We start from the raw sequence: 23,594 nt of genomic DNA, 5'->3' as shown, positions 1-23,594 counted from the left end.
TTAGTAATACAATTTTCTTAAAGGTCTGATTTTTAGATTGAATGTTGTTTTGATGTAGCTATTTAATAAAAAAAAAGAGAAGAAATAAAGTTATTAAACTTCTTTCTTCTCTTAGTATAAAATGATTATTGCTTGTCTAATTTATAGCAAGTGTATAAGAGTGGTTATGCTTTTTTTATCAAGCTAATGATAAATAAAAGTACCCAGGCGCCACCAACAGCAATTATAATTTGCCAAAGCAAACCGCCGCCGCCAATACCTAGTTTTCCAGCAATCCATCCGCCTACAAGACCACCTATTATTCCAACAACGATGTTGCCAAGGATTCCAAAACCTGCACCTTTCCATATTTGACCTGCTAGCCAACCTGAAACGGCTCCAATAAGTAAGAAATATAAAAATTCCATATTTTAAAGTTTTAAGGATTAATAATCGATTTTAAAAAATGATAATTTATGCAGCATCATGATTTTGCAACAATGATTTATATATAAAACCTGCTACAATTGCTCCTAGAATTGGTGCAACCCAAAACAACCAAACTTGAGATAATGGTTCTCCACCAACAAATACTGCTTGAGATAATGATCTCGCAGGGTTTACTGATGTGTTTGTGATAGGAATACTTATTAAGTGAATTAATGTTAACCCTAAACCAATTGCTATTCCAGCAAATCTTCCATTAGCAAATTTATCTGTTGCTCCAAGGATGATTAATAAGAAAAATAAAGTCAGTACAAATTCAGCTATAAAAGCCGATTGTAAGGAATATCCTTCTGGAGAAAAAGCTCCAAACCCATTTGATGCAAAAGCTCCGGCTTTAGTATTATCAATCACAAATCCAGCTTTACCAGATGCAATTGTATATAAAGTTCCAGCAGCAGCGATTGCTCCAACACATTGTGCAATAATGTATGGTACTAGGTCTTTTGCAGGGAATCTTCCACCAGCCCAAAGACCAAAAGAAACTGCGGGATTAAAGTGACCTCCTGATATATGTCCTACGGCATAAGCCATCGTTAAAACGGTTAAACCAAAAGCTAGTGCTACACCAGCAAATCCAATTCCTAATTCTGGGATTCCTGCTGCGAAAATAGCACTTCCACAACCTCCAAATACAAGCCAGTACGTTCCAAAAAATTCAGCAAAAAGTTTTTTCATAATAAAAAGTGTTTAATTAATGTATAAATGTTAAAAAGTATATTGATATGCCCACAAAATCAAAACGAGTTGAAGAGGCATGCGTAATATTAAAACCCATCGAGGTAACCCAAAACTTGCTTTTTTGTTTTGATACATGTATACGTTAGCTGGGAAAACTGCGACCAATAACGCAATAATTCCCCATGCAGCAAAATGAGATGTCGCTGAGATTAATAGGAGCGACCCTAATATAATCTCAGCGACACCGCTTAAAATATTTAATAATTTTGGATTTGAAAAGTAAGAAGGAATGATTTTTAGGTACATTCCTGGGGTTCTAAAATGATTTATCCCAGCCAGAATGTAGAGCAAAGCCATTACGTAAAGATGCCAAGGTAAATTCATAATAGTAATTTTATTACGAATTTATAAAAATAATTGGGATTTTAGGGCAATATCTTAATTATTTTTTAACAAGTATTTTTTAACACTTATTTTTCCTTTTGGAAGTTTAAGTTCATGATAATGATAGCTAATATGATTAAAATTATTCCAACCCATTGTAAGAATATAACTTGCTCGTTTAACAATACGTAAGCCATCATTACAGATACAGGAAGTTCTAGTGCCGAAACGATACTTCCTAGTCCAATTCCAGTAAGAGGGAAACCTGCGTTCATAAGCATAGGAGGTATAATTGTACCAAAAAGTGCAAGTATGATACCCCATTTTGTGAAAATTTCGAAGTTAAACGGAGTTACTTGTGTCGCTATTGCAAAAGAAAAGACAATAACAGCTCCTCCTAAAAGCATATATAAACTACGTTGTGCTGACGAAATTTCGGTAGCAACTCGGTTTGCGGTAAACATAGTTGTAGTAAATGATGCAGCAGCTAGGCAACCCCACGCTAGACCACGCCAATCTAATTGGATCTCGTTTTGAGTAATATTAGTGGCTAATACAGTACCTCCTAAAACAATAATTACAGCAACTATTTTTTGTTTAGAAGGAAGTTTTTTCTCTAAAATCATTTCTAATAAAACTCCCATCCATACGGTTTGCATCAATAAAACGATTCCGATAGAAACTGGAATGTATTTTACAGCCAGGTAATAAAATAAACTTGTCATTCCTAATGAAGTTCCAGCCGTCATTAATTGAGCAATGTTTTTTGGTGTTGCGTTAACAACTGTATTTTTATGTTTTGCTTTTTGAAAAGCATTGATGATTAGGATTCCAATGATTCCTAATATAAATTGAGAAGTAGTTACTTCTGCTGTTGTGAATCCTTCGTCGTATGCCATTTTTACAAAAGTGGCCAACATACCATAACTTGTTGCGCCAAATGCTACTAGAAATACTCCTTTTAAAACGTTATTTTTTGTCATTTTATATAATTTACTGCTTTTTGTTTTTAAAAATAAAGCCTGCAAAGATAGGCTTTAGTAAGTAATTAAAAAAATGCATTTAATTTGGATATTGTATTTAGAGGATTGTTTCTATAGATGATTTTACAGAAAATCTCTCGAAATCGTTTTATTTATAGATTATTCATAATAGTTTAATCAATCCACTTTTCTAACACTTCCGTTAGGAGTGTCCCACCAATTTTTAAGCCCACTGAGTTTTGGGTTGGCGCTTTCGGTTAAAAAATAGCGCTGTATAATATTCTGTACTCGACTATCATTTAAGAATAAACCATGAAAATCAAGATTGTTACTTATTTCATCAAAGAAGTTTTCTTTCTTTACAGCAAATGTTTTAATGTCTTTTGCATAAATAGAAGAACTTTTAAAAGGAACAGTTCCATCGCCAGATTCTCTTCCGTCATTAAGAGAGCCTAAGTCGACTAAATTTTGAATGTTGTTATTTCCTTTTTTTAGGACTTTTACCTTTGTAAATGTTTTATCATCTTCACCTACAATAATTATCATTCTGTCTTTTAGAGCCTGAGGTAAATCGGATAAGTTTTTTAAACCCGTAGGAGAACGAAATTCTTTTAAAAGTGCTAATCTAGAATCAAAAAGTGGTTCGATATCTCTATATAAGTTGTCTTGCCAATATTCTTTTTTCAAAAGATCCAGTGGTTCATTATTATCTGCATAGGTTAAAGCGTCTTTGTAAATGGGTAATAACTCATAAACCCCAGGATAAGTTCGAATAACTTTACGCATATCCTCATTTCTTCCTATAACCCAGTTTAGGATACTTCTTAAACCACCGTCTCCTTTTACCATATGTACCAATGCATATGGAGATCCTAAAAATGGAGGAGCATTCATGATTATTTTATCGATTCCGGAAAAATCATCTTTTAATAAACTTAGGTAGCAGTTTAAAACCAATCCTCCCATGCTATGAGTAATAAACCGGAATCCTTCGATGTTTTGATCCTGAAGTTTGTGCTTGAGGTATTCGATATAAATTTTTAAACGTTTGGCGCTTTCCATATTCGACATTCGCCAATCGTAACCAAATAAAAATACAGGAGTATTTTTGTATGCTCTGGTCTCGTTTAGTTTGTTTTTTAATTTAGCAATAGAATTCTCATATGGAAATTTAGCAATATGATTGCGTTCTATTATCGTTTCAATTCCTTGGTCGTATAAAGGATTAAATTGTAGGTTTTCGTTAATATAAGCTCCAAAAATTGATGAACCGATAGATGAACCCAATGTGTCGTAGGCATTCCAGATATAATTAAAATCGAAGGTATTACTATTAACAAGACTCGTGGCTTGAATTCCGGGGATAAAGATGATAGGTTTCATGGGGCTGTTTTTGTTATCTAAATTAATACTTATTTTGGTAATTAATTGAGATACATATTTTTATATGAAACCTTTGCTCGTTAATTTTGGTAGCAATACCTTCATACAACTCTGACCTATAGTAGATGGATCCCAGTAACATTTATGCATTTTAATACTATTTAACGAGAAAAAGGCAATTATGCCAGATTTGTCGGATGTGATTTCATAGTTAATGTTTTCTGGTAGAATCGCTATATTTTTTATTCCAAACTCGGCTTCACCACGGGAATCATCTTTTCTGTAATTTGTAGCAAAAACATCAGAAACAGAATAAACATTCATCCATTTTATAGTGTTTTCCATTATCGGACTCCTTCTTTTATAAAAAGAAGGATAATAAGCATTTATAAATTCATAAGGATTCCCAGTTGTAATAAGAAGTTTGGTTAATTTCTGAACGTTATCTGATGGTGGAATTTCTGCTACCGGAAAAAGAAGGTCAACTGCCAGGATACTTCCAAAACTGTAACAATGAAAATGAATTTCAGGATCTGATTCATTCTCGGCGATATATTCTACAAGCGAATCAAGATTTCCTAATACAATTTGGCTTTGTTCCCCATTGGCTATATAACTGTCAACACAAGAGAATTCGGTTGCAAGCGATGTGATAATGGTTTTAGATTGAGGTGCAAAAATTAAAATTAATGTCGTTATCGAAAGAACATATTTTCCATAATTATGTATCCTTTCTACGTCAATGTCATAACCGATGTGGTAAAGTAGTTTTGAGATATTTTTTATAATACTTTCATTAGTCATTAAATCGATACAAGCCGGAATTAAAAAAAGAACACATAATGATATTATCAGAAGAATGGAAAAAGCATAAGTTGTTTGATAAGGGCTGCTAAATTCTTTTTTTCTGAAAAACCTTAAAGTAATTTGGGGTGTCTTTTTTATTATTAAGCTAAATAGGATTAGATTTTTTATGAAGATATTGTAGTGTTCAAATTTTTCGGTTAAGATTTTGTGGTACTGAAAATCATATATTTTATAAATTAATTCTTCGTTGTCGTTTTTGTCTTTTTTAAAGAGACTTACAACAGTGCTATTTTTCTCGGGTTGATAAGAAATTTTTTCCGTTTTAATAAAATAATTAAAACCTGTTGTGGTAAAGTTCAATTCGTTTCTAAGTCTTTCAGTGTATTTCTCTACAGTTTCGTTGTGTATAGATTGTCCGAGTCCGGTAATATAAATTCCTATTTTAGTTGCCATATTATTTATGATGATTTAAAATCATCGAATGTAGGTTTGAGTATGATTTTTGAGGTTTATTTTGAAGTTAAATCTGTTATATTGGGTCCGCCAAAACCAAAGTTTAATGACAGCATCGAAATCAATGTTCCGTTGTGGTTAAAAATGGGTTTAAAAGCACTTCCGATTTGATAGGATAGGGCAATTTGTTCTGTAAGTCTATAACTAAATGTTCCTATGTATTGAAAATCGGATGCGTTTTCTTTGGTGTATAATGTATTACCCGAAGCATCTGTGCCAGCAACTAAAAGAGAACTGCTCTGTCGGCCGGTAGCTTCAAATTCTAATGAAAATTTCTTGAACTGACTTTGTAATGCTAATCCGTAATCGAAATTGTTTTTATATACTTTGGTATCAGGAAAATAATTCTCAAAATACTCCTTATTGTACCATTCATATCGTAATACACCAGTAGCTTTTAGAAAACTTATTTTATCTGAGAATTTATAAGAAGGAGTAATCCAAAATGATTGTCTGGGTACATTGGAGTATTTAAAATCATTAGTCGGAAAATTTAATGCTAATGCGTAAGCCAAGTCTATATTTAATCCTTGACGCGATAGAATATAAGATTTGAATTCGTCATAACTTCCCATTGTTTTGTCTTCTATCAATTCAGAAAATGAAATGAAAAAGGAATCGATATCATTTTCATTAAAAGGGAGTGCATCAGTAGCATCGTAAATATTGTTGGTTATTTCTTCGGCTTCTTTCATCGATTTTTTATCGAGTACTTCGTAAATCCGATTGGTAAGTTTATCTCGTACGGCTGTTAGGTATTCTCTTTTTGTTTTAAATTTAAATTTCTCTGCAAGCTCACTAAGTTCTGCTAAGATTTTAGAACCAATACGTTGGTTATTGCTTAAAGTTTCGATATGTTTTTGGATGATTTCTTTATCTCTTTTATTTCCAAAATAGATAGAGGTGCGATAGCCAAAAGAAAGACTTCTTGTATTTGTGCTGTCTTGTAGCATGAAATTTTGAGTAGAAGCCAAAGAAAATGATGAGTTGCGCAAAAGCTGATCAAGGTTAGCCTTTGGATAAAGATATTCCTCCAGACTCATGCCATGATCGTTTGCCCAATACGGCATAAATTCGAGACCAAAATCATTTGGGATTATACTATTTCCATTTTCATCACTAAAGTTTGAATAAAGAGCAGTTTCTAGAGCACGATAAGATTTGGGTTGTAATATAGCACTTGGTTGCATACCTAAAACAGCTGCAGCAGGAGAAGTAGGTGTTGTAAGGATATCTAATTTTTTTTGGGCTTGAATTGTTCCGAAATAAAAAACTATGCTAATTATAATCCAGTTTTTCATTTTACTGAAAATTTGATGGTTAAAATTACATAAGGACGATCGGTATCGCTTTTTAGATTAGAATGTTTTGCAAGTAGTTTTTTATTGATATAGTATTCAATAGCAATTGTGTCTTCGTGAGGTATAGGATTGGCAATATCCGAAACGCAAATTGTTTTTTCGGCTGTGAGCGTTTGTATTTTTCCTAAGGAAGATTTACCAGAATTAGCAATTTCAGAATCATTATCTCCGGGTATATTGATTACGGTATGCCCTATATTACCGTCGGATATAAATTTGATTTCAAAATTAATATCTTCATCGACTGGAGCCGAGAATGACAATTTTTCATAACGGTAAATTTTTCTCATAGAGTTCTGTTTTTTATAAATAACTTTTTTTAAAAGTGGGTTAAAGTTATGTAAATAGCTTATGTTAAAAAACAGGAATAAGTACTTTTTTTTAAGATTATTAGATTGGATAGTTAATAATATTGTGTTTTTTAAACAAAAAGCCTCTCAAGTATAACTTGAGAGGCTTAGTAATAGTATGGCTTTTATAGCCAAATATTATTTAATCATTTCAAAACTTCTTTTTACAAAAGCAGTTAATGCTTCTCCTTTTAATAAGTTTTGAGATAATTTGGCTAAATCTAATGCTTGTTTAACCAAATGTTCTTGATGTGTTTTATCTTCGGTATTCAAGATGTTAGTAGCTAAATCAGAATTTGTGTTTACTACCAAGTTGTACATCTCTGGCATATTACCCATACCAAACATTCCAGAACCACCTGATTGACTCATTTCTTTCATTCTACGCATAAATTCTGGTTGCGTAATGATAAACGGAGCAGCTTGGCTATCCATAGCTTCTAGTTGTACACTATATGCTTTAGGGATATAAGATTCTAATGATGTTTTTAAAGCTTCTTTTTCTTCTTCAGATAATTTAGAAATCGTGTTTTCGTCTTTCTTGATTAAGTTATCAATATGATCAGAATCGACACGTACGAAAGTTACATCTTTATTGTCACCTTCTATTTTCTGAATTAAATGTGAGATAATAGGTGAATCTAAAAGTAATACTTCGTATCCTTTTTCTTTTGCTGTTTCAATATAAGAGTGTTGTGCATCTTTATTTCCAGCATAAAGAACTACCAATTTTCCGTCTTTATCGGTTTGGTTGTCTTTTAATTTCTCTTTTAATTCTTCAAGAGTAAAGTAAGTACCATCTACTGTTGGATACAATACAAATGCACCCGCTTTTTCATAGAATTTATCTTCAGAAAGCATTCCGTATTCTAAAACGATTTTAATGTCGTTCCATTTTGCTTCAAAATCAGCACGGTTTTCAGTGAATAATGCTTTTAATTTATCAGCTACTTTACGAGTAATGTAGTTTGATATTTTCTTAACAGCACCATCTGCTTGTAAACCTGAACGAGAAACGTTTAACGGAATGTCTGGAGAATCGATAACTCCTTTTAACATTGTTAAAAATTCAGGAACAATTCCTTCTACGTTATCAGTTACATAAACCTGATTTTGGTATAATTGAATTTTGTCTTTCTGAATTTGCATATCCGAACCTAATTTTGGGAAATATAAAATTCCTGTTAGGTTAAACGGATAATCAACATTTAAGTGAATGTTGAATAAAGGATCTTCGAATTGCATAGGATACAATTCACGGTAGAAACTCTTATAATCTTCATCAGATAATTCAGTTGGTTGTTTAGTCCAAGCTGGATTTGGGTTATTGATGATGTTATCAACTTCTATAGTTTCGTTTACATAGTCTTCAGGAGCATCTTCTGGCTTAGGAAGAGTTTCTGTTCTAGTTCCGAATTTAATAGGAATAGGCATAAACTTGTTATACTTATTCAATAACTCGTAAATTTTAGAATCTTCTAAAAATTCAAGAGAATCTTCGGCAATATGTAATACGATTTCAGTTCCACGTGTAGTTTTGTCAGTTGGCTCCAAAGTAAATTCTGGGCTACCATCACATGTCCAATGTGCAGCTGGTTCGTCTTTATATGATTTAGTAAAGATCTCTACTTTTTCAGCAACCATAAAGGCTGAGTAAAAACCTAGACCAAAATGACCAATAATTCCTGAGTCTTTTGCAGAGTCTTTATATTTATCCAAAAATTCCTCAGCTCCAGAAAAAGCGACTTGGTTGATGTATTTTTCAACTTCGTCGGCAGTCATTCCTAGACCTTGGTCAATAATGTGGATTTTTTTACCTTCTTTGTCAATTTTAATTTCAATAATTGGATTGCCATATTCTACTTTGGCTTCACCAATACTAGTTAGGTGTTTTAATTTTAGAGTAGCATCGGTTCCGTTAGAAATCAACTCACGCAAGAAAATTTCGTGATCGCTGTATAAGAATTTCTTGATTAAGGGAAATATGTTTTCTACCGAAACATTAATTTTACCTGTTGTCATATTTTTTAAAATTTAAGTTTAACGTTATGCTTTTCAGATTCTTCAAATAAGATACCAATTGCTAATAGGGTGACAAATTGGCGTAGGTGTTAATTGTGAAAGAAAAAAAAATAATTTTTAAACAAATTTAATTTTTTTGCATTGTATCTTTGTAGGAGTATTAATTTTAAATTTGCTAAAACGATGAGAAAAATTATTTTAATATGCATATTAGCCGTAACGGTTTTTGCATGCAAATCAGCTTCTACAGCAACGACATCTTCTAATGGAGCTGAACCGCTTTCTACAAAACTTGATAAGTCGACTCAAGTAGCAATTAAAGGGAATTGGGTTTTAACCAATGTTTCTTATCCGGGTTCAGAGTATATTAAAGTAAATTCATTTGATCTTGCTGATTCTAAGTGTTTTATTGGTAGTACCTGGAACTTTATTTCAAACAACAACAAAGGGTCGATGGCTTTAGCATCATCTGGTTGTACTGATTTTTCTTCTCCAATTGTATGGAGTATTAATAGTCAGGGTATGTTTGTTCTTAAGATTCTAGATGCTGGTATAAAAGCAAAAAAAGTGAGAGACGGATATTTATTGAAAATTGGTGGTTTAACTGAAAATTCATTTCAATTAATTGATAATATCAATGTTGGAGGACAAGTTAAAGATGTAGTATATCAATTTCAGAGAGCTAATTAATATTAAAGAATACATAAAAAGATAAATATATGAAAAAGATAACAGTTTTAGGTTTGAGTACTTTACTTGTATTGACAAGTTTTTTTACAAGTTGCGATTCAGTTAAGAATGCAAATAATACTCAAAAAGGTGCAGGAATAGGTGTTGCTGCAGGTGCTCTTATCGGGGGTATTCTTGGAAACAATTTAGGACGTGGTGGAAACGCTGCTTTAGGTGCTGCTATTGGTGCTGCTGTAGGTGGTGGAACTGGTGCTCTTATTGGAAACAAAATGGACAAACAAGCTCGTGAAATTGATCAGGCTTTACCAGGTGCTACCGTAGAAAGAGTAGGAGAGGGTATTCATTTAACTTTAAATGAAAATTCTGTTCGTTTTGATACTAACAAATCAACATTAACAACTCAGGCAAAAGCAAATTTAGATAAATTAGTTCCTGTATTTAATGAGTACGGAGATACTGATATTCAAATTTTTGGTTATACAGATAATACTGGTAAACCAGAATATAACTTAACACTTTCAGGACAAAGAGCTGCTTCTGTGCAAGCATATTTAGTTTCTAAAGGATTAAAATCTACTCGTTTCAAAACTTCAGGTTTAGGAATTGCTGATCCAATTGCTACAAATGATTCTCCAGAAGGAAGAGCGCAAAACCGTCGTGTAGAGTTTGCTATTACTGCAAATGACAAAATGGTAAACGATGCAAAAGCTGGTAAATAAGGCATTGCTTCTTAGCGAATAAATTAAAAGCTGTTTCTTTTGAAGCAGCTTTTTTTGTAGATAATTTAATAACTTTCTCTAAGTTATTTTTATCAAAGCAACTATCTTTGTATCCTCAATTTTTCAATGCCAACTAATGCTTCAAGTTCAAGATATTTCTTTTTCGTATACCGAAAAACCTGTTATAAAAAATGTTTCTTTTACCATAAATAAAGGCGAAAATATTGCTATTATTGGCGAAAGCGGCTGCGGAAAAAGTACATTACTTAAATTAATGTACGGTTTATACGATTTAAATGGAGGTACTATTTCTTATAATGAAAAACCTGTTTTAGGGCCTAAATACAATTTGGTTCCCGGAATGCCTTATATGAAATATCTGGCGCAGGATTTTGATCTGTCTCCTTTTGAAACCGTTGCCGAAAATGTCGGGAAGTTTCTTTCGAATGGTTTTGCTAACATGAAAAAACTTCGTGTTCAGGAATTACTGGAAATGGTCGAAATGGAACAATTCTCGAATGTAAAAGCAAAATTATTAAGTGGAGGACAACAACAAAGAGTAGCTTTAGTAAGAGTTTTGGCTTTAGAGCCAGAAGTAATTTTACTAGACGAACCTTTTAGCCAAATAGATGCTTTTCGTAAAAATGCTTTACGCCGAAATTTATTTAGATATTTAAAACAAAAAGGGATTACTTGCATTATAGCAACACATGATAGCACGGATGCTTTGTCGTTTGCAGATGAAGTAATTGTAATGCGTAATGGAGAAGTTCTTGCTAAGGATAACCCAACAAAAATATACGAAGATCCTGAGACGAAATATGTGGCTTCACTGTTTGGTGAAGTAAATGAAATTGCTACTCATTTATTGCTTCCTTACGAAGATGAAACACATAAGACGCTTGTATATCCACATCAATTTAAAATGGTTCCAGAATCTAACTTATTAGTAAAAATTAGAAGAACCTATTTTAGAGGGAATCATTATCTGATAGAAACGGTTCATAAAAGGCAATTAATCTTCTTTGAAAGTGAAATTGATTTACCTGTTGAGCAGGAAATATTTTTAAGTTTAAATTATCTGTAAATTAGATAATTCTTTTTGATACAAAAAATAGCAACCCCGAGAGGTTTTTTTAAATCTGTCGGGGTTTGTTTTAATAAATAGTCTAATGAAAAATTTAGTTTTTTAAATATTTCTCTAAGAACTAATCTTGTTCCCAAAGCAAATGCAAGATGTTTATTGGATTATATAAGGACGTAACTATTTTGATAGTTTGGATTTAATGTGATGATTAAAAGAACTACTATATTGTTTATTTTTCCATTGTGTATTTCTCTTTTACGTTTTAATTAGCACCTACAATTGTTGTTAAAAATGATATGATCCTTTATAACCCACCGAACCTTTATAAATACGCACGCTGTCTACTTCTATTGGTTCATGGTATCCGAGAGGTCTATTATGTTTTTAAGATATGGTTAATAAACGTTATTTATATATTAGATTTTTAATTGACATTATAGAATCTTTTTCTTTTATAATATATAGTTTTTTTTCATCATTGGTAAATAAGCTATAGTCCAAAGCCTTATTAGAATAAAACATTAATGGTTCAGCAGGTTCTCTTTGACCTCTATTTAGGTAACCAATTTCCTTTTTATTAATAGTTATCGGTGTTTTTAAATTAATTCCTTCATCAAGATATAAGTCATCATAAACCTTAAGAGTATCTTTATTAATAATCAGATTTGAAAATAATTGACCTTTCCACCAATAAGTACTATAAGAAGAGCTACCTCCGCCAGAAATTGTTACATTTCCTCCTTTAATTTTATGAAAGTATTTGTAAATTATATTTTTATTTAATATGACTGCCCATTCTTGTTTATTCTTATCATATTTTTTGAATAAGGTGTTGGAACTAACTCTTGAACTTAATACTTCATCCAAGGAAACTCTTTTTGAAATATCTGTAAGTGTATAGAAGTTATACCATTGACCATTCATTAAATAAAAAATTATATATACAGTTTTGTTTAGTTCTACAATGATAGGTTGGTTATCTGTATCACTTTTATTTTCTTCAATTTGTGAGTTCTTTTTTGTCTCAAAAACATGATCAAAATCATAATCAACTCTTCTAAATTGAGCCTTGCTGAATATCTCATCAATCATTTTTTTTTCAGTATTACGATCTGTATTCATATTTTCATTTTGTAAAATGAAATTTATTTTATTTCTTTTTCCGTCTAGCGGCCAAGTCGTAAAATATTTTTGCTTTTTGTTAACCAAATAGTTATGCAACAGCTCTTCTTTCCCATTTTTGTAGTTCTCAATAAATGAGATACTATCAATAATTTTACCATTTTTATCTAACTTATAAAAGTGTTTTACTATGTCAGAATTCTTTTTTTTGGTTGTAGTACTAACAATTAAATCATTTGATGGTAATAATGCTTGTTCAATAGGCTCCGAACTTTTAAACAATAACCTTAAATAATAATTCCCAAATAGTATTGTGTCTTTAGTGTTAAGTGAGTTTAAAGAATTGTATTTTTTATATTCTTCCGGTAATTTGTTAGTTTGATCATTATTACAGCCTAATAAGCTGAAAACGATGAATGTTATTAAAATAATTTGTTTATTCATGCAGAAGTTTTTAAAAGTTTTTTGATGAAGTTTTATATGTAATTTTATTTCTTTTATCCATTGTGTATTTCTCTTTTGCGTTTTAATTACCACCCACAATTGCCATTAAAAATGGTATGACCCTTTATAACTCACCGAAGCTTTATAAATACGCACGCTGTCTACTTCTATTGGTTCATGGTTACCTTAGTTCGATTATGCTGTTTTCATTTTTAAATTAATATTTGTCTTTAAATACAAATTTTGAGTTTGTTTTTGTATTTCTTAGGATGGCTTTTACAACATCATAACGATCACTTAAAATTAATTCAAGAACGAGTGGTTCTAATGTATTACTTTCTTTTCTAAAAGCATCTAGTACTTCATCTTCATCAAAACAAAATTGCATCCTGAAATTTTTACGCCCATTTCCCCATGCTAAACTAAACTTTTTTGGGAGGAAATTAAGAATAGAATCTGTTTTTGACTCTCTTCCATTAAAATGCCAAATCTTTTGATTAAATAATTTAAAATAAGAATCGTCTAAAGTAAATCCGCTCGGTAATTTAATTTCTAATTTATAAGGGTGTTCCTCCATTACCAAGGCCACTTTTCTAGAGATATCGATATCTGAAGTTTTGTCGGTTTCTGAACGATCATCAAAAACATGCCAAGTTGCTTTCGTTTCTTTTGCTTGATATTCCCCAATTTTAAATTTTTCACCAATAACGTTTTTGTCAAACTTTCGTATCCATACTACAACCTTCCCTTTTGGTTTAACTTCAGAAATAATTTGAAGAACTGAATTGAAACCGTTATAGCTGGGGTACATACCCAATTGAATTGCTTTTGTCTCAATTATTTCAGTGGGTAAGACAAAACTGCCATTATAAAATTTTCGCTCATTATAAGAAAACCATCCTATATATAAACTGTCAGGAAAAAAAGTATCCTTCACATTATGTTCAGAGACATTTATTTCATCCCAACCACTATCAAGTATCTTATTTTTACCTAGATCATAAAAGCTCCTTCCATTAAAATTATAATTTGAAACCTGTACTATATTTCCTTTACTGCTAATTACACCGGTGGTCCAATCAAATCGGCTACTTCCTTTGAAAAAATAAAACTGGATGCCATTTGCAATTAAGGTTACTATCAGTATTATTGTAAGTAACCTATTCGTTAGATCATTATGTTTACTTTCCTTTTCCATAATTAGTTTTTAAAATTTTTGCCCAATTGAAATATATATCCAAAAATCACAAAATAGATTACTGAAATAATTAGGGAAAACCTTAATATATTCTTTATAGAGTCTTTGTATGATTTATTCTCTTGGGGGCTAGCATAAATCGCTACTAATAGTATATTAATAGTTATAGGAACTGCAAAGAATATAAACTCATCAGAATGCCCTTCACCATTTAATAAGTAGGTCTGTATTGATATTGCGATTAATATCAATAGAAAGATGGTTTTAGTTGTTTTATCCATTGTGTATTTCTCTTTTATGTTTTAACTAATTACCTTAAAATGCCAATTAAAAATGGTATGACCCTTTATAACTCACCGACCCTTCATAAATACGTACGCTATCGACTTCTATAGGCTTGTGATTTAAAAACAATTCCAATTTTTGATTGTCTTTGCTTATTTTTACCTCAAATTCTTGTTGATCCTCGGTTTTAAAGTTTTTAAATTTTTCGAATATCACTTTCTCATTAAGGAAAATATTTCCTCGAAAGCTTTCGCCAGCAGCAGTTTCCCAATCAAGTTCCAGTATTTGCGGTAAGGCACGATTATCGTAACTGGTAACAGGAAGTGGTGGCATAAAAATAATATCCTGTTCACCATTATAGTTGGTAAAACAGTATTGAAACAAACGTAAAGCCGGGTTTTCGTTCTCCATTTTTACCCTAAAGGTGTAGCGCTTGCGGTACATATCCCATTTTTCGGAAGAGGTATTGGGTAAAAAATCCCTTTCTTTTACTTCTTCACGATTCATAGACCATCCCTTAAAAAGTCTTTGTTCGAGCTCTTTATCGTCAGGAATTACCTGAGCCTGATAACGCCCGAGTTCGATTCTCATAACTCCGTATTCTTTCCAGACCACAACCATGCCCTGTGGGGCAAAACCAAATATTATGCCCGAAAACTTTTCGGTGACATAATCATTATAGCGACGGGTGGTATCTACGGCTTTTTTCATCTCCTCAACAGGGAAATCAGCTTTAAGGTGGTAAAATTTATCTTCGTAACCGGCATAATAAATAACATCGGCTCCTATAGGCGTACCGTGCTGCGAGGTCCATGACGAACCAGTATATCCCCACTGTCCAGACGATCCGCCAAAGGGCAAACTGGCAGAGATTCCCTCGAGCGTTAAGATATCACCTTGTACAAATTCTACTCGATATATGTTTCTATTCTCTCCATGTCGTTGTAATGGCTGGCAGGTATAACTCTGCCATTCGTATTTATTTTTCATTTGACAACTTACGTTTAAAGTGAGTATTAATAATAAAATCGAAAGTTTATTAATTTTATCCATTGTGTATTTCTCTTTTGCGTTTTTCTATAGGTAAAATTTCTGTAAATCGGGGCTCTAGCCCAAATTTATCTGCTTTTACCGACCAATGTAAGTATTTATGGCGTAATTTTTTTAAGTCCTCAGGGTTTATATAATCGAGATAGCTTATTTGTTTCGACTCTGTAATATATTGATCAACAGTTCCCCCTCCTTTTAGAGCCTTATTTCGGTGTGTTATAACTGCCTTGCTATAATTCGTTAACTGAGTAAATACATCAGCAATAAAAGGATCCGAAATATTGGTTTTTTGTTTTTTGATGGTATCATCATAAATAATCCCAAATTGTTCCTGTTCCGAAACCATAATCATTTTATTCAGCGCAATTTTATCGTAGGTATTTTCCAGAGTGCGCTTCCCTACCAGGTAGGCTATTTTCTTATCTTTGTTAAATTCCAGTTTAAGTTCCTGATCGTTGTACCAGCCTTCGTTTACAAGTATTTTTTTGAAAGCATTACAATCTTGGGTGTTGGGAATAAAATTATAATCCTGGTCACGGGTTCCAAAATAATAAGATTCTTTATGTACAGCAGAGCGTTCTTTATCATGTGCAAGATAAGAGCCTCCAATGTCTGAATGTACACCAGGAAATGTTAACTCCAACCCTTTAAAACCGGCACTATCGATATTGGTTAAGTCAAAATTTTCCCGATATTCATCGGCTGCTGAAATCTGGAAAATCATTTTGGCTTTTTTTATCGCCTTAAGGCCTAAATCTTTTACATCATTATTATGATTGATTCCGTGTGACGAAACAGTATCGTATAAACCTACAAAATTGAAAATGACTTCCCCAATCTCAAAAATTCCCTTATTAATAAGACATCTTCCAAAATAACCTAGCTTAACTTCAAAACTTGCAGGATAAGGCGGTTTAGTCTTATCTTTAACATTTATAGGATATTGTATTGGCATCAAATCCCCAGGAAACCAAAAAAGTCCTTCTTTAGAAACCTTTACTGTGTAGGAAACATCTGTAATATCCAAAAAATGTCTTGCCGTAGCCGCGCCACGACTGAAACCAAATACATTTATTGTTAACGAATCAATTGGTTTTCCTTTAGCAGCTTTTTGAACTTCTATCGCCCCCAATTCGCACCCCTTTTTTACCTTGTCTTTTATGCCTGTATTCCAGAAACCAGCACTCTGCGCAATACCTACAGGCAGCATGTCATCTGATTTCTCATCAGTGGTTCCAACTCCTTCAACATAAACTCTTAGCTGTTTAGAAGCATTAATTGCATCATAACCTCTGGCAACGTTGGTATAATCGTTCTCGTAGCTATCATCTATTTTATTCGAATTTTTCTGGTATTCCTCTTTGTTTTTTTCTCTGGCTGCGGTATTGGTTTTATTATTGGTTGTACCATCAAAAAAAATGTTTAAGGTAAGGTTTAGTCTATTGCTCATAGAGTCGGCAGGATGCTGTGGTTCATAATCATGGTACATAATACCTTCTTCTTCTCCATGCCAGTTATTCTGTTCTGCTGCAATAAAATTTACATCTCCTTTAGTTGCTCGTATATCTATATTTCCCTTAGCTGTTTTGGTTAGTGTACCGCCTATAATTCTTGTAATTCCCATAATTATGCGTTTTTAGAAGTTTCTGCACTGTGGTTATTCACATTTTTTGCTCCTCGCACATTTATACTTTTCTCGGTGCTGTTTAAAAGTACTTCCTGAGCCATTTCTTTAATATCATCGCTTTCGGTTTCTTTTTTTCCACTTACCCATTCGAGCATATTCCCTATAATATTTAAGATGTAATCGGTACCTACGGATAGGTTATGGTGTAAATTAATCTTGGTTTCTTTATAGCCTCCGGCACTTTCTTTAATATTCTTTCCTGCGTTCATGATGATATCTTCCCCAGCTTCAATTTCTATATTTTTTGGAGCGAGAAGTTTTATGCTTCCTTTTCCATCCATAAAATATGTGTTTCCGCTTGGGTCTTCTATTAAAATGCTACCTTCGGCATCGTTATACACAATCATGATTCCAGAACGGGTACGCATTACTTTTAGATCATTATTGGGTGTGGCGTAGCCGCTTTTTTCTTTTGTATTGGATATAGTTCCTGTTACTATTGGCATTTCGGCATTGCCTCCTTGAAAATCTACAAATACTTTATCGCCTATTTCAGGAACCCAATGTGTTCCTCTGCCATCTCCGCCGTGTTGTTGTGTCACTGGGGTATATGGAGTGGTTTCGCCTTTGGCTTCTTGCCACGGCATTTGTATGGTTATGGCACTAAGTCCGTCGGGGTCATTATTAGCCATTACTATTGCCGACTGGCTCTCGCAACGTGGTACTAAATCAGGATTAGTTTTTGGCGAGAATACAGCTCCATTAAAATTTACTGCTTTAAAATGGTTTTCGTACCCTCCGCCATCATCACACGTATGGGTAATTTGGGTTACTCTATAGGTACTTTCTAGTTGCACATCGACGCCTGTTATTCTAACTGTATTCCCTAAGGTAACTCCTGGGACTTCGCTCGTGGCTTTTATATGCATTAGTCCACTTGTTATAGCTCGCATTTTATTCTTGGCATATTCTTCAGAAGCATTTCGTCCATTCCCTCCTACAGCATTTTGGTTAACTTGTATTACTGTTTCTTTATTAAATACGGTATTAGATTTGTTGATGAAGTTTTGATGAAATCCATCGGCTTCTTTTCTGTATGTAGCTGTATTTGTAGCAAAATGGTTGCCTTGGCGATTATCATTCTCGATGGTCTTAAACAAAGTTGGGGCTAATTTTATCTCATAGCTGAAATCTTGCATATTAACTCCATAAACCAGATTAGGTTCTGTTCCTGAACTTCCGGGACTACCAAAAACTATCGTGCGTCCTGTGTCGTAAAACCATTGTCCGTGACGCATTGCTATGCGATTAAGGAAATTAAAATCGCTCTCGTTGTATTGAACCGTGTAAGCTAGATTGTCTTTATAATAAGGGGATACATTCATATCGATTTCATAACCCGATTTAATCTTGTTTACAATATCGCTTAGTGGCATTCTTGTAAATGAGTTTGAGTCTGGTCCATTATCTAGAATTATTGATGTACTATATCCTTTTATCAATATGGTTTCTTCCATATCTTTACTAGTAGATTTTTGCAATTTTACCTTAGTAACTATCCCATAAAACTGCATGATATAGTCCTTTGGGTTAGTTATAATCATGAGGTCATCGAGATCTGGGATCGGTTTTATCTCTATGCTTATTCTTTCGCCTATTAATTGTTGCGAAACTGGCATAACACTTTTAAACTCATCTACCAATGTGTCTTGTCTTATTTGTAGGGTAAAAGTATGGTGGTTATGGATTTTCTGCACAATTTTTAAACCGCTGAAATTCCGGATTGTTTTTTCTCCTATTTTTATTGTGGTATGTGTTTGTAATGCCATAGTTGTAGATGGTTAAATTGTTTTATAGCTAGTTTTGGTTATTAAGAATTTTTCCAGTTATTCTCAAATAAAGTATTGCCAATTTTTACTTCGTTGGAACTAATAAGTATCTCGGTTGTCATAGGAACATTACCTTCACTACGAAAGCTTTTGCGGAAAGAAATACAGAACGCTTTCTTGAAAGTCACATTTTTCATAGTGCTCATTGCGTCTCTGCGATAAAAAATAATTTTGCCGTCTTTGTTGCTTGTGTGCGATACCATCCAATCCGAAAATAAATCGGTTTGAGTACTTTCTATAACTAGCCTTATTTGACCTCCTTTGGTTTTATTGGATGGTTTGCCATTGTTGTCGGTGTTTTGATCTAGGTTTATGTCAAATTCTAAAACATTAAATATCTCGTTGTCTAATTCTAATTTTGCTAAAAAACTCATCTGCTTGTTTTTTTTAAATTGGTTTTTACTTAATTAATGCTATACCTTTTTTGTTGTAGGTGTAATTATTATTTATGTTTTACAAAAAGTGTTTTCGTAAAGTAAGCGTGATGAGACTATTTTATTGGGAGAAATAAGTTATATAAGCGCTAGAATAAGACTTTTTTTATAAGATAAAAGCGTGAACCGAATACTTAAAAGAGGATTTAAATACGTGTGAGTTTCTACCTTTTTAGCCCTGATGGGAACGGCATCCTTTTATGGCAGTCCCGATAGCTATCGGGATGCCATAAAAGATATAGTGTACAGCAGGATTAGCTCCTTAATATATTAGGTATAGTATGAAACGAAAAAATCCCCTAAATGATGAGTTTAGGGGATTCTTGGTGTATTAATTGAGAAGTTTCTGAGAAATTAATTTTTCAAATATTTCTCTAAGAACTGATCTTGTTCCCAAAGCAAATGCAAGATATTTTCTTTAGCTACATATCCATGAGATTCTTTAGGTAAAATTACCATTCTTGCAGGAGCACCCAATCCTTTTAAAGCTTGGAAATAACGCTCTGTTTGTAATGTAAAAGTCCCAGGGTTATTATCGGCTTCACCATGTACTAATAGTAGTGGCGTTTTCATTTTGTCGGCATGCATAAATGGTGACATTGTGTTGTAAACATCTGGAACTTCCCAGTAATTACGTTGTTCTGTTTGGAAACCAAAAGGAGTTAAGGTTCTGTTGTAAGCACCACTTCGGGCAATACCGCAAGCAAAAAGATTAGAATGCGTTAATAAGTTAGCAGTCATAAACGCTCCGTATGAATGTCCTCCTACAGCAACTTTCTTTCTGTTTATATATCCTAATGCATCTACAGCATCTATTGCAGCTTCGGCATCATCTACTAATTGTGTAATAAAATTATCATTAGGTTCTGTAGTTCCTTCACCAATAATTGGGAACGAAGCATCATCTAGAACTACATATCCTTTGGTTACCCAATATATAAATGAACCATAGTATGGAAACGTAAATTCATTTGGGTTTTGGCTACTTTGTCCTGCACTATTTTTATCCTTGTATTCTGCTGGATATGCCCAGATTAACAATGGTAATTTTTCTTTTTTGACTTTGTCATATCCTTCAGGTAAGTATAAAGTTCCAGATAATTCTACACCATCTTTTCTTTTGTACTTAATAACCTCTTTGCTTACATTCTTGATACTTTCAAAAGGGTTTTTGAAAAAAGTAACCTGAGTTAAGCTATTTTGTTTTTTTATGTTTCTGAAATAATAATTAGGATAGTCATTTTTAGATTGAATTTGTACCAAAACTTTTCCAGTTTTAAAATCTTCAATCTCTACTATATCTTCTTTTTTATCTTTAAATGTAGAAGTATACAGACGTTTTGTTTTTAATGTTTTAAGATTAAGTTCGCTAATAAAAGGGAATTGACCATCTTTGGTAAAACCTTCGCCAAGAAGAAAAGCATTGTCATTTTCTATAGCAAGAACGTATTTATTGTATTGGTTCTTTTTGAATTCAAAAGCACCTGGATCTGCATAAATATCTTGTGAGTTTCTATCGAAGATTACTTTTGGTTTCTGAGTTGCGTCAGATGGATTGATTAAATAGGTTTTAATGTTACGTGTATCATACCATTCGTCCATAAGGATTGCAGTATTATCATTCCCCCAAATAATTTCATTAAAACGTTGAGGTGTTTTTACCAATGCAGTTGCTTCGGTATTAAATGGAGCATTCCAAAGAAATACTTCGTCTCTAAAATCAACTTTATTTGCAGGATCTCCACCATCTAAAGCTACAACATAAGAAAGCGTTGCTGGTTTATCGTTTCTCCATGACATTTCTCTTTTTCCTTTACGAACAGCCATAAAACCTTTTGGCATAATTTCATAAAGAGGAACTTCGTTTACGGTTTTTACTTCGGTACCGTTTTTATCATAAACTACTGCTTTTGATGGAAATCTTCCTAATGGAACAATATATGAGAATGGTTTTTGGATTGTAGTTAACATCACATAATTACCATCTGGCGAAATTCTCTCAGAAGAGTACATATCAGCATTTTTAAATAAAGTAGCTGTACCGTTAATGTTTACTTTGTAGATTTCAGATGTAATGATGTTTTCAAAATTAGCTTCATCATTTTTGTTTTTCAACATGTCTGCATAGGTTCTATTCTGCGATTTAGATCCATCGGCAGTAGAAACAATTGGACCTGTTGGTAAATCTTTTTTAGAATCTAATAATGCTGGTCTGTTTTTAGGCAACATCTTTACAAGAATTGTTTCGTTGTCGTTGAACCAACTAAATGGAGTTCCCAGATTAGCATTTAAATTTGCTTCGGTAAGTTTTGTTGCTTTTGCAGATGCAACATCTACAATCCAAAGTTCTACTCCCGTTTTTGTAGTATGAGTAAACAAGATTTTCTTATCGTTAGGCGACCATACAATATTACTGATTTGAGGAGCTGTTGGTAAACCCGATACTTGAATTTCTTTGGTATCGCTGATTTTTCTTAATTTAAGATTTTTTACATATGTAACCGTGCTCGAAATGTTTGTTACAGGATTGATTCTTAAACCTGCTAAACGAAGTTCTTCCTGATTTAAATCTTCTAATGTTTTATAGGTATTTCTGTAAGTTAATAACATGAACTCTTTTTTTGTATCCATTGATACTGAAGGAGCTCTTTCGTAATCGGCTAAATCCAAAATAGATTTTGAAGGTTTCTGGTACGTCAGGTTTTCTTGAGCAAAAGCCACTAAGCCAAGATTTAAAAACAGAAATAAGGTAACTTTTAATTTCATAGTTGAAACTTTTATGATTAAAGATTGTTATGATTTGTCTAAAGTAGTCCAATCTTGTTACATTTTAATAATGAAAAGTGATTGTTATAAAAAAAAGCTTTAAATTTAATATGTTTTTCTTACAAATAAGAATGTGCTTGTGAAAAGTAATTAATGGGAATAATATATAGAATTGTTAATTACTAAAAAATCACTAAATTGTGTACATGATTTTTAAAAGATGTTTAGATTTGCAGTCCAATTTTTTAACGAATAATAAAAAAATATGTATCATTCAAAAATAGCGGGATTAGGATATTATGTCCCTTCAAATGTGGTAACCAATGACGATTTGTCAAAAATAATGGATACCAACGACGAGTGGATACAAGAACGAACAGGGATTGAGGAACGCAGACACATTATAAGAGGAGAAGATACTACAACCTCAATGGGTGTAAAAGCTGCCGAAATAGCTATCCAACGTTCTGGTGTAGCAAAAGAAGATATCGATTTTGTTGTTTTTGCAACATTAAGCCCGGATTACTATTTTCCAGGTCCTGGAGTTTTGGTACAACGTGATTTAGGATTAAAAACTGTTGGAGCATTAGACGTAAGAAACCAATGTTCTGGTTTTATTTACGCTATTTCTGTAGCAGATCAATATATTAAAACAGGAATGTATAAGAATGTTTTGGTAATTGGTTCTGAGGTGCACTCTACAGGTTTGGATATGACAACCAGAGGAAGAGGGGTTTCGGTAATTTTTGGAGATGGAGCCGGAGCAGCAGTTTTGAGTAGAGAAGAAGATACTACAAAAGGAATTCTTTCTACACACTTACACTCAGAAGGGCAACATGCTGAAGAATTATCTCTAACAGCACCAGGAATGGGAGCTCGTTGGGTAACTGATATCTTAGCAGATAATGACCCGAACGACGAAAGTTATTTCCCTTATATGAATGGACAATTTGTATTTAAAAATGCAGTAGTACGTTTTGCCGAAGTAATTAATGAAGGTTTGGTAGCTAATAATCTACAGGTTTCTGATATCGATATGTTGATACCACACCAAGCAAACTTGAGAATATCACAATTTATCCAAAAGAAATTTGGCTTGAATGATGATCAGGTATATAACAATATTCAAAAATACGGTAATACAACCGCAGCATCTATTCCGATTGCATTGACAGAAGCTTGGGAAAAAGGAAAAATCAAATCTGGAGATACAGTTGTTTTAGCTGCATTTGGTAGTGGATTTACATGGGGAAGTGCAATTATCAAATGGTAATTTAATTTTTACATTATATTTTAAAACCTGTTCCTTTTGGAGC

20 protein-coding genes are annotated in these 23,594 nt (G+C 32.8%); 4 read left to right on the top strand and 16 right to left on the bottom strand.

What is annotated here, in order from left to right; all coding sequences use genetic code 11:
• Positions 1-164 precede the first annotated feature (164 nt).
• From OA93_RS02795 to htpG, 9 genes are all read right to left on the bottom strand, one after another.
• Positions 165-407, bottom strand: coding sequence for a GlsB/YeaQ/YmgE family stress response membrane protein (locus OA93_RS02795; protein WP_039111646.1), 243 nt, complete (start codon positions 405-407; stop codon positions 165-167).
• A 46-nt stretch (positions 408-453) separates the two neighbouring features.
• Positions 454-1,161: an aquaporin Z gene (gene aqpZ, locus OA93_RS02790; protein WP_035619439.1), complete on the bottom strand. Its 708-nt coding sequence runs from the start codon at positions 1,159-1,161 to the stop codon at positions 454-456.
• 30 nt (positions 1,162-1,191) lie between these two features.
• Positions 1,192-1,548 carry a hypothetical protein gene (locus OA93_RS02785; protein ID WP_039111645.1) on the bottom strand — a complete coding sequence of 119 codons (357 nt, stop codon included), beginning with the start codon at positions 1,546-1,548 and terminating at the stop codon, positions 1,192-1,194.
• 86 nt (positions 1,549-1,634) lie between these two features.
• Complete coding sequence (locus tag OA93_RS02780; protein WP_039111902.1) at positions 1,635-2,531, bottom strand: DMT family transporter; 897 nt, start codon at positions 2,529-2,531, stop codon at positions 1,635-1,637.
• Between the two features lie 177 nt (positions 2,532-2,708).
• Positions 2,709-3,914 carry a hypothetical protein gene (locus OA93_RS02775; protein WP_039111644.1) on the bottom strand — a complete coding sequence of 402 codons (1,206 nt, stop codon included), beginning with the start codon at positions 3,912-3,914 and terminating at the stop codon, positions 2,709-2,711.
• Between the two features lie 60 nt (positions 3,915-3,974).
• Positions 3,975-5,174, bottom strand: coding sequence for a hypothetical protein (locus OA93_RS02770; RefSeq protein ID WP_039111643.1), 1,200 nt, complete (start codon positions 5,172-5,174; stop codon positions 3,975-3,977).
• 56 nt (positions 5,175-5,230) lie between these two features.
• Positions 5,231-6,535, bottom strand: coding sequence for a hypothetical protein (locus tag OA93_RS02765; RefSeq protein ID WP_039111642.1), 1,305 nt, complete (start codon positions 6,533-6,535; stop codon positions 5,231-5,233).
• The gene (locus OA93_RS02760; protein WP_039111641.1) at positions 6,532-6,885 is read right to left on the bottom strand and encodes a hypothetical protein; all 354 of its coding nucleotides are present in this window, start codon (positions 6,883-6,885) and stop codon (positions 6,532-6,534) included. Before OA93_RS02760 ends, OA93_RS02765 begins: the two co-directional genes overlap by 4 nt.
• A gap of 198 nt (positions 6,886-7,083) precedes the next feature.
• Positions 7,084-8,967 (bottom strand): molecular chaperone HtpG, encoded by a 1,884-nt coding sequence (gene htpG / locus OA93_RS02755; RefSeq protein WP_039111640.1) that lies wholly within the window; start codon positions 8,965-8,967, stop codon positions 7,084-7,086.
• A 183-nt stretch (positions 8,968-9,150) separates the two neighbouring features.
• Here htpG and OA93_RS02750 point away from each other — a divergent pair, with 183 nt between their 5' ends.
• The 3 genes from OA93_RS02750 to OA93_RS02740 all read left to right on the top strand — a co-directional run bounded on the left by OA93_RS02750 (position 9,151) and on the right by OA93_RS02740 (position 11,463).
• Complete coding sequence (locus OA93_RS02750; RefSeq protein ID WP_039111639.1) at positions 9,151-9,657, top strand: lipocalin family protein; 507 nt, start codon at positions 9,151-9,153, stop codon at positions 9,655-9,657.
• 29 nt (positions 9,658-9,686) lie between these two features.
• Complete coding sequence (locus tag OA93_RS02745) at positions 9,687-10,376, top strand: OmpA family protein (RefSeq protein WP_039111638.1); 690 nt, start codon at positions 9,687-9,689, stop codon at positions 10,374-10,376.
• Positions 10,377-10,512: 136 nt separating this feature from the next.
• A complete protein-coding gene (locus OA93_RS02740; protein ID WP_039111637.1) occupies positions 10,513-11,463 on the top strand; it encodes an ABC transporter ATP-binding protein in 951 nt (316 codons plus the stop codon).
• Positions 11,464-11,868: 405 nt separating this feature from the next.
• Here OA93_RS02740 and OA93_RS02735 read toward each other — a convergent pair whose 3' ends face one another.
• The 7 genes from OA93_RS02735 to OA93_RS02700 all read right to left on the bottom strand — a co-directional run bounded on the left by OA93_RS02735 (position 11,869) and on the right by OA93_RS02700 (position 22,278).
• A complete protein-coding gene (locus tag OA93_RS02735) occupies positions 11,869-13,029 on the bottom strand; it encodes a hypothetical protein (RefSeq protein ID WP_131474447.1) in 1,161 nt (386 codons plus the stop codon).
• Positions 13,030-13,246: 217 nt separating this feature from the next.
• Positions 13,247-14,227, bottom strand: coding sequence for a DUF2931 family protein (locus tag OA93_RS02730; RefSeq protein ID WP_039111635.1), 981 nt, complete (start codon positions 14,225-14,227; stop codon positions 13,247-13,249).
• A gap of 327 nt (positions 14,228-14,554) precedes the next feature.
• Positions 14,555-15,502: a DUF2931 family protein gene (locus OA93_RS02720; protein WP_240474650.1), complete on the bottom strand. Its 948-nt coding sequence runs from the start codon at positions 15,500-15,502 to the stop codon at positions 14,555-14,557.
• A gap of 55 nt (positions 15,503-15,557) precedes the next feature.
• Positions 15,558-17,186 carry a DUF2235 domain-containing protein gene (locus tag OA93_RS02715; RefSeq protein ID WP_039111632.1) on the bottom strand — a complete coding sequence of 543 codons (1,629 nt, stop codon included), beginning with the start codon at positions 17,184-17,186 and terminating at the stop codon, positions 15,558-15,560.
• 2 nt (positions 17,187-17,188) lie between these two features.
• Positions 17,189-19,018, bottom strand: a complete 1,830-nt coding sequence (locus OA93_RS02710) for a phage baseplate assembly protein V (protein WP_039111631.1) — start codon at positions 19,016-19,018, stop codon at positions 17,189-17,191.
• Positions 19,019-19,059: 41 nt separating this feature from the next.
• Positions 19,060-19,452 (bottom strand): type VI secretion system tube protein TssD, encoded by a 393-nt coding sequence (gene tssD / locus OA93_RS02705; RefSeq protein WP_039111630.1) that lies wholly within the window; start codon positions 19,450-19,452, stop codon positions 19,060-19,062.
• Between the two features lie 414 nt (positions 19,453-19,866).
• Positions 19,867-22,278: a prolyl oligopeptidase family serine peptidase gene (locus tag OA93_RS02700; protein ID WP_039111629.1), complete on the bottom strand. Its 2,412-nt coding sequence runs from the start codon at positions 22,276-22,278 to the stop codon at positions 19,867-19,869.
• Positions 22,279-22,543: 265 nt separating this feature from the next.
• On the opposite strand from OA93_RS02700, the gene OA93_RS02695 reads away from it, so the two are divergent.
• Positions 22,544-23,551 carry a beta-ketoacyl-ACP synthase III gene (locus tag OA93_RS02695; RefSeq protein ID WP_039111628.1) on the top strand — a complete coding sequence of 336 codons (1,008 nt, stop codon included), beginning with the start codon at positions 22,544-22,546 and terminating at the stop codon, positions 23,549-23,551.
• Positions 23,552-23,594 lie beyond the last annotated feature (43 nt).

Source organism: Flavobacterium sp. KMS (assembly GCF_000813005.1).
Taxonomy (GTDB): Bacteria; Bacteroidota; Bacteroidia; order Flavobacteriales; family Flavobacteriaceae; genus Flavobacterium.
The sequence above is the reverse complement of the archived record's forward strand: the minus strand, read 5'-3'. Positions and strand labels throughout refer to the sequence as shown.

Bases quoted from the DNA above. Each gene is read 5' to 3' on its own strand.
- OA93_RS02730 (WP_039111635.1), bottom strand. From the start codon at position 14,227: ATGGAAAAGGAAAGTAAACATAATGATCTAACGAATAGGTTACTTACA.
- OA93_RS02740 (WP_039111637.1), top strand. From the start codon at position 10,513: ATGCTTCAAGTTCAAGATATTTCTTTTTCGTATACCGAAAAACCTGTT.
- aqpZ (WP_035619439.1), bottom strand. From the start codon at position 1,161: ATGAAAAAACTTTTTGCTGAATTTTTTGGAACGTACTGGCTTGTATTT.
- OA93_RS02735 (WP_131474447.1), bottom strand. From the start codon at position 13,029: ATGAATAAACAAATTATTTTAATAACATTCATCGTTTTCAGCTTATTA.
- OA93_RS02750 (WP_039111639.1), top strand. From the start codon at position 9,151: ATGAGAAAAATTATTTTAATATGCATATTAGCCGTAACGGTTTTTGCA.
- OA93_RS02765 (WP_039111642.1), bottom strand. From the start codon at position 6,535: ATGAAAAACTGGATTATAATTAGCATAGTTTTTTATTTCGGAACAATT.
- OA93_RS02715 (WP_039111632.1), bottom strand. From the start codon at position 17,186: ATGGGAATTACAAGAATTATAGGCGGTACACTAACCAAAACAGCTAAG.
- htpG (WP_039111640.1), bottom strand. From the start codon at position 8,967: ATGACAACAGGTAAAATTAATGTTTCGGTAGAAAACATATTTCCCTTA.
- OA93_RS02785 (WP_039111645.1), bottom strand. From the start codon at position 1,548: ATGAATTTACCTTGGCATCTTTACGTAATGGCTTTGCTCTACATTCTG.
- OA93_RS02695 (WP_039111628.1), top strand. From the start codon at position 22,544: ATGTATCATTCAAAAATAGCGGGATTAGGATATTATGTCCCTTCAAAT.
- OA93_RS02760 (WP_039111641.1), bottom strand. From the start codon at position 6,885: ATGAGAAAAATTTACCGTTATGAAAAATTGTCATTCTCGGCTCCAGTC.
- OA93_RS02795 (WP_039111646.1), bottom strand. From the start codon at position 407: ATGGAATTTTTATATTTCTTACTTATTGGAGCCGTTTCAGGTTGGCTA.
- OA93_RS02775 (WP_039111644.1), bottom strand. From the start codon at position 3,914: ATGAAACCTATCATCTTTATCCCCGGAATTCAAGCCACGAGTCTTGTT.
- OA93_RS02710 (WP_039111631.1), bottom strand. From the start codon at position 19,018: ATGGCATTACAAACACATACCACAATAAAAATAGGAGAAAAAACAATC.
- OA93_RS02700 (WP_039111629.1), bottom strand. From the start codon at position 22,278: ATGAAATTAAAAGTTACCTTATTTCTGTTTTTAAATCTTGGCTTAGTG.
- OA93_RS02720 (WP_240474650.1), bottom strand. From the start codon at position 15,502: ATGAAAAATAAATACGAATGGCAGAGTTATACCTGCCAGCCATTACAA.
- OA93_RS02780 (WP_039111902.1), bottom strand. From the start codon at position 2,531: ATGACAAAAAATAACGTTTTAAAAGGAGTATTTCTAGTAGCATTTGGC.
- OA93_RS02770 (WP_039111643.1), bottom strand. From the start codon at position 5,174: ATGGCAACTAAAATAGGAATTTATATTACCGGACTCGGACAATCTATA.
- OA93_RS02745 (WP_039111638.1), top strand. From the start codon at position 9,687: ATGAAAAAGATAACAGTTTTAGGTTTGAGTACTTTACTTGTATTGACA.
- tssD (WP_039111630.1), bottom strand. From the start codon at position 19,452: ATGAGTTTTTTAGCAAAATTAGAATTAGACAACGAGATATTTAATGTT.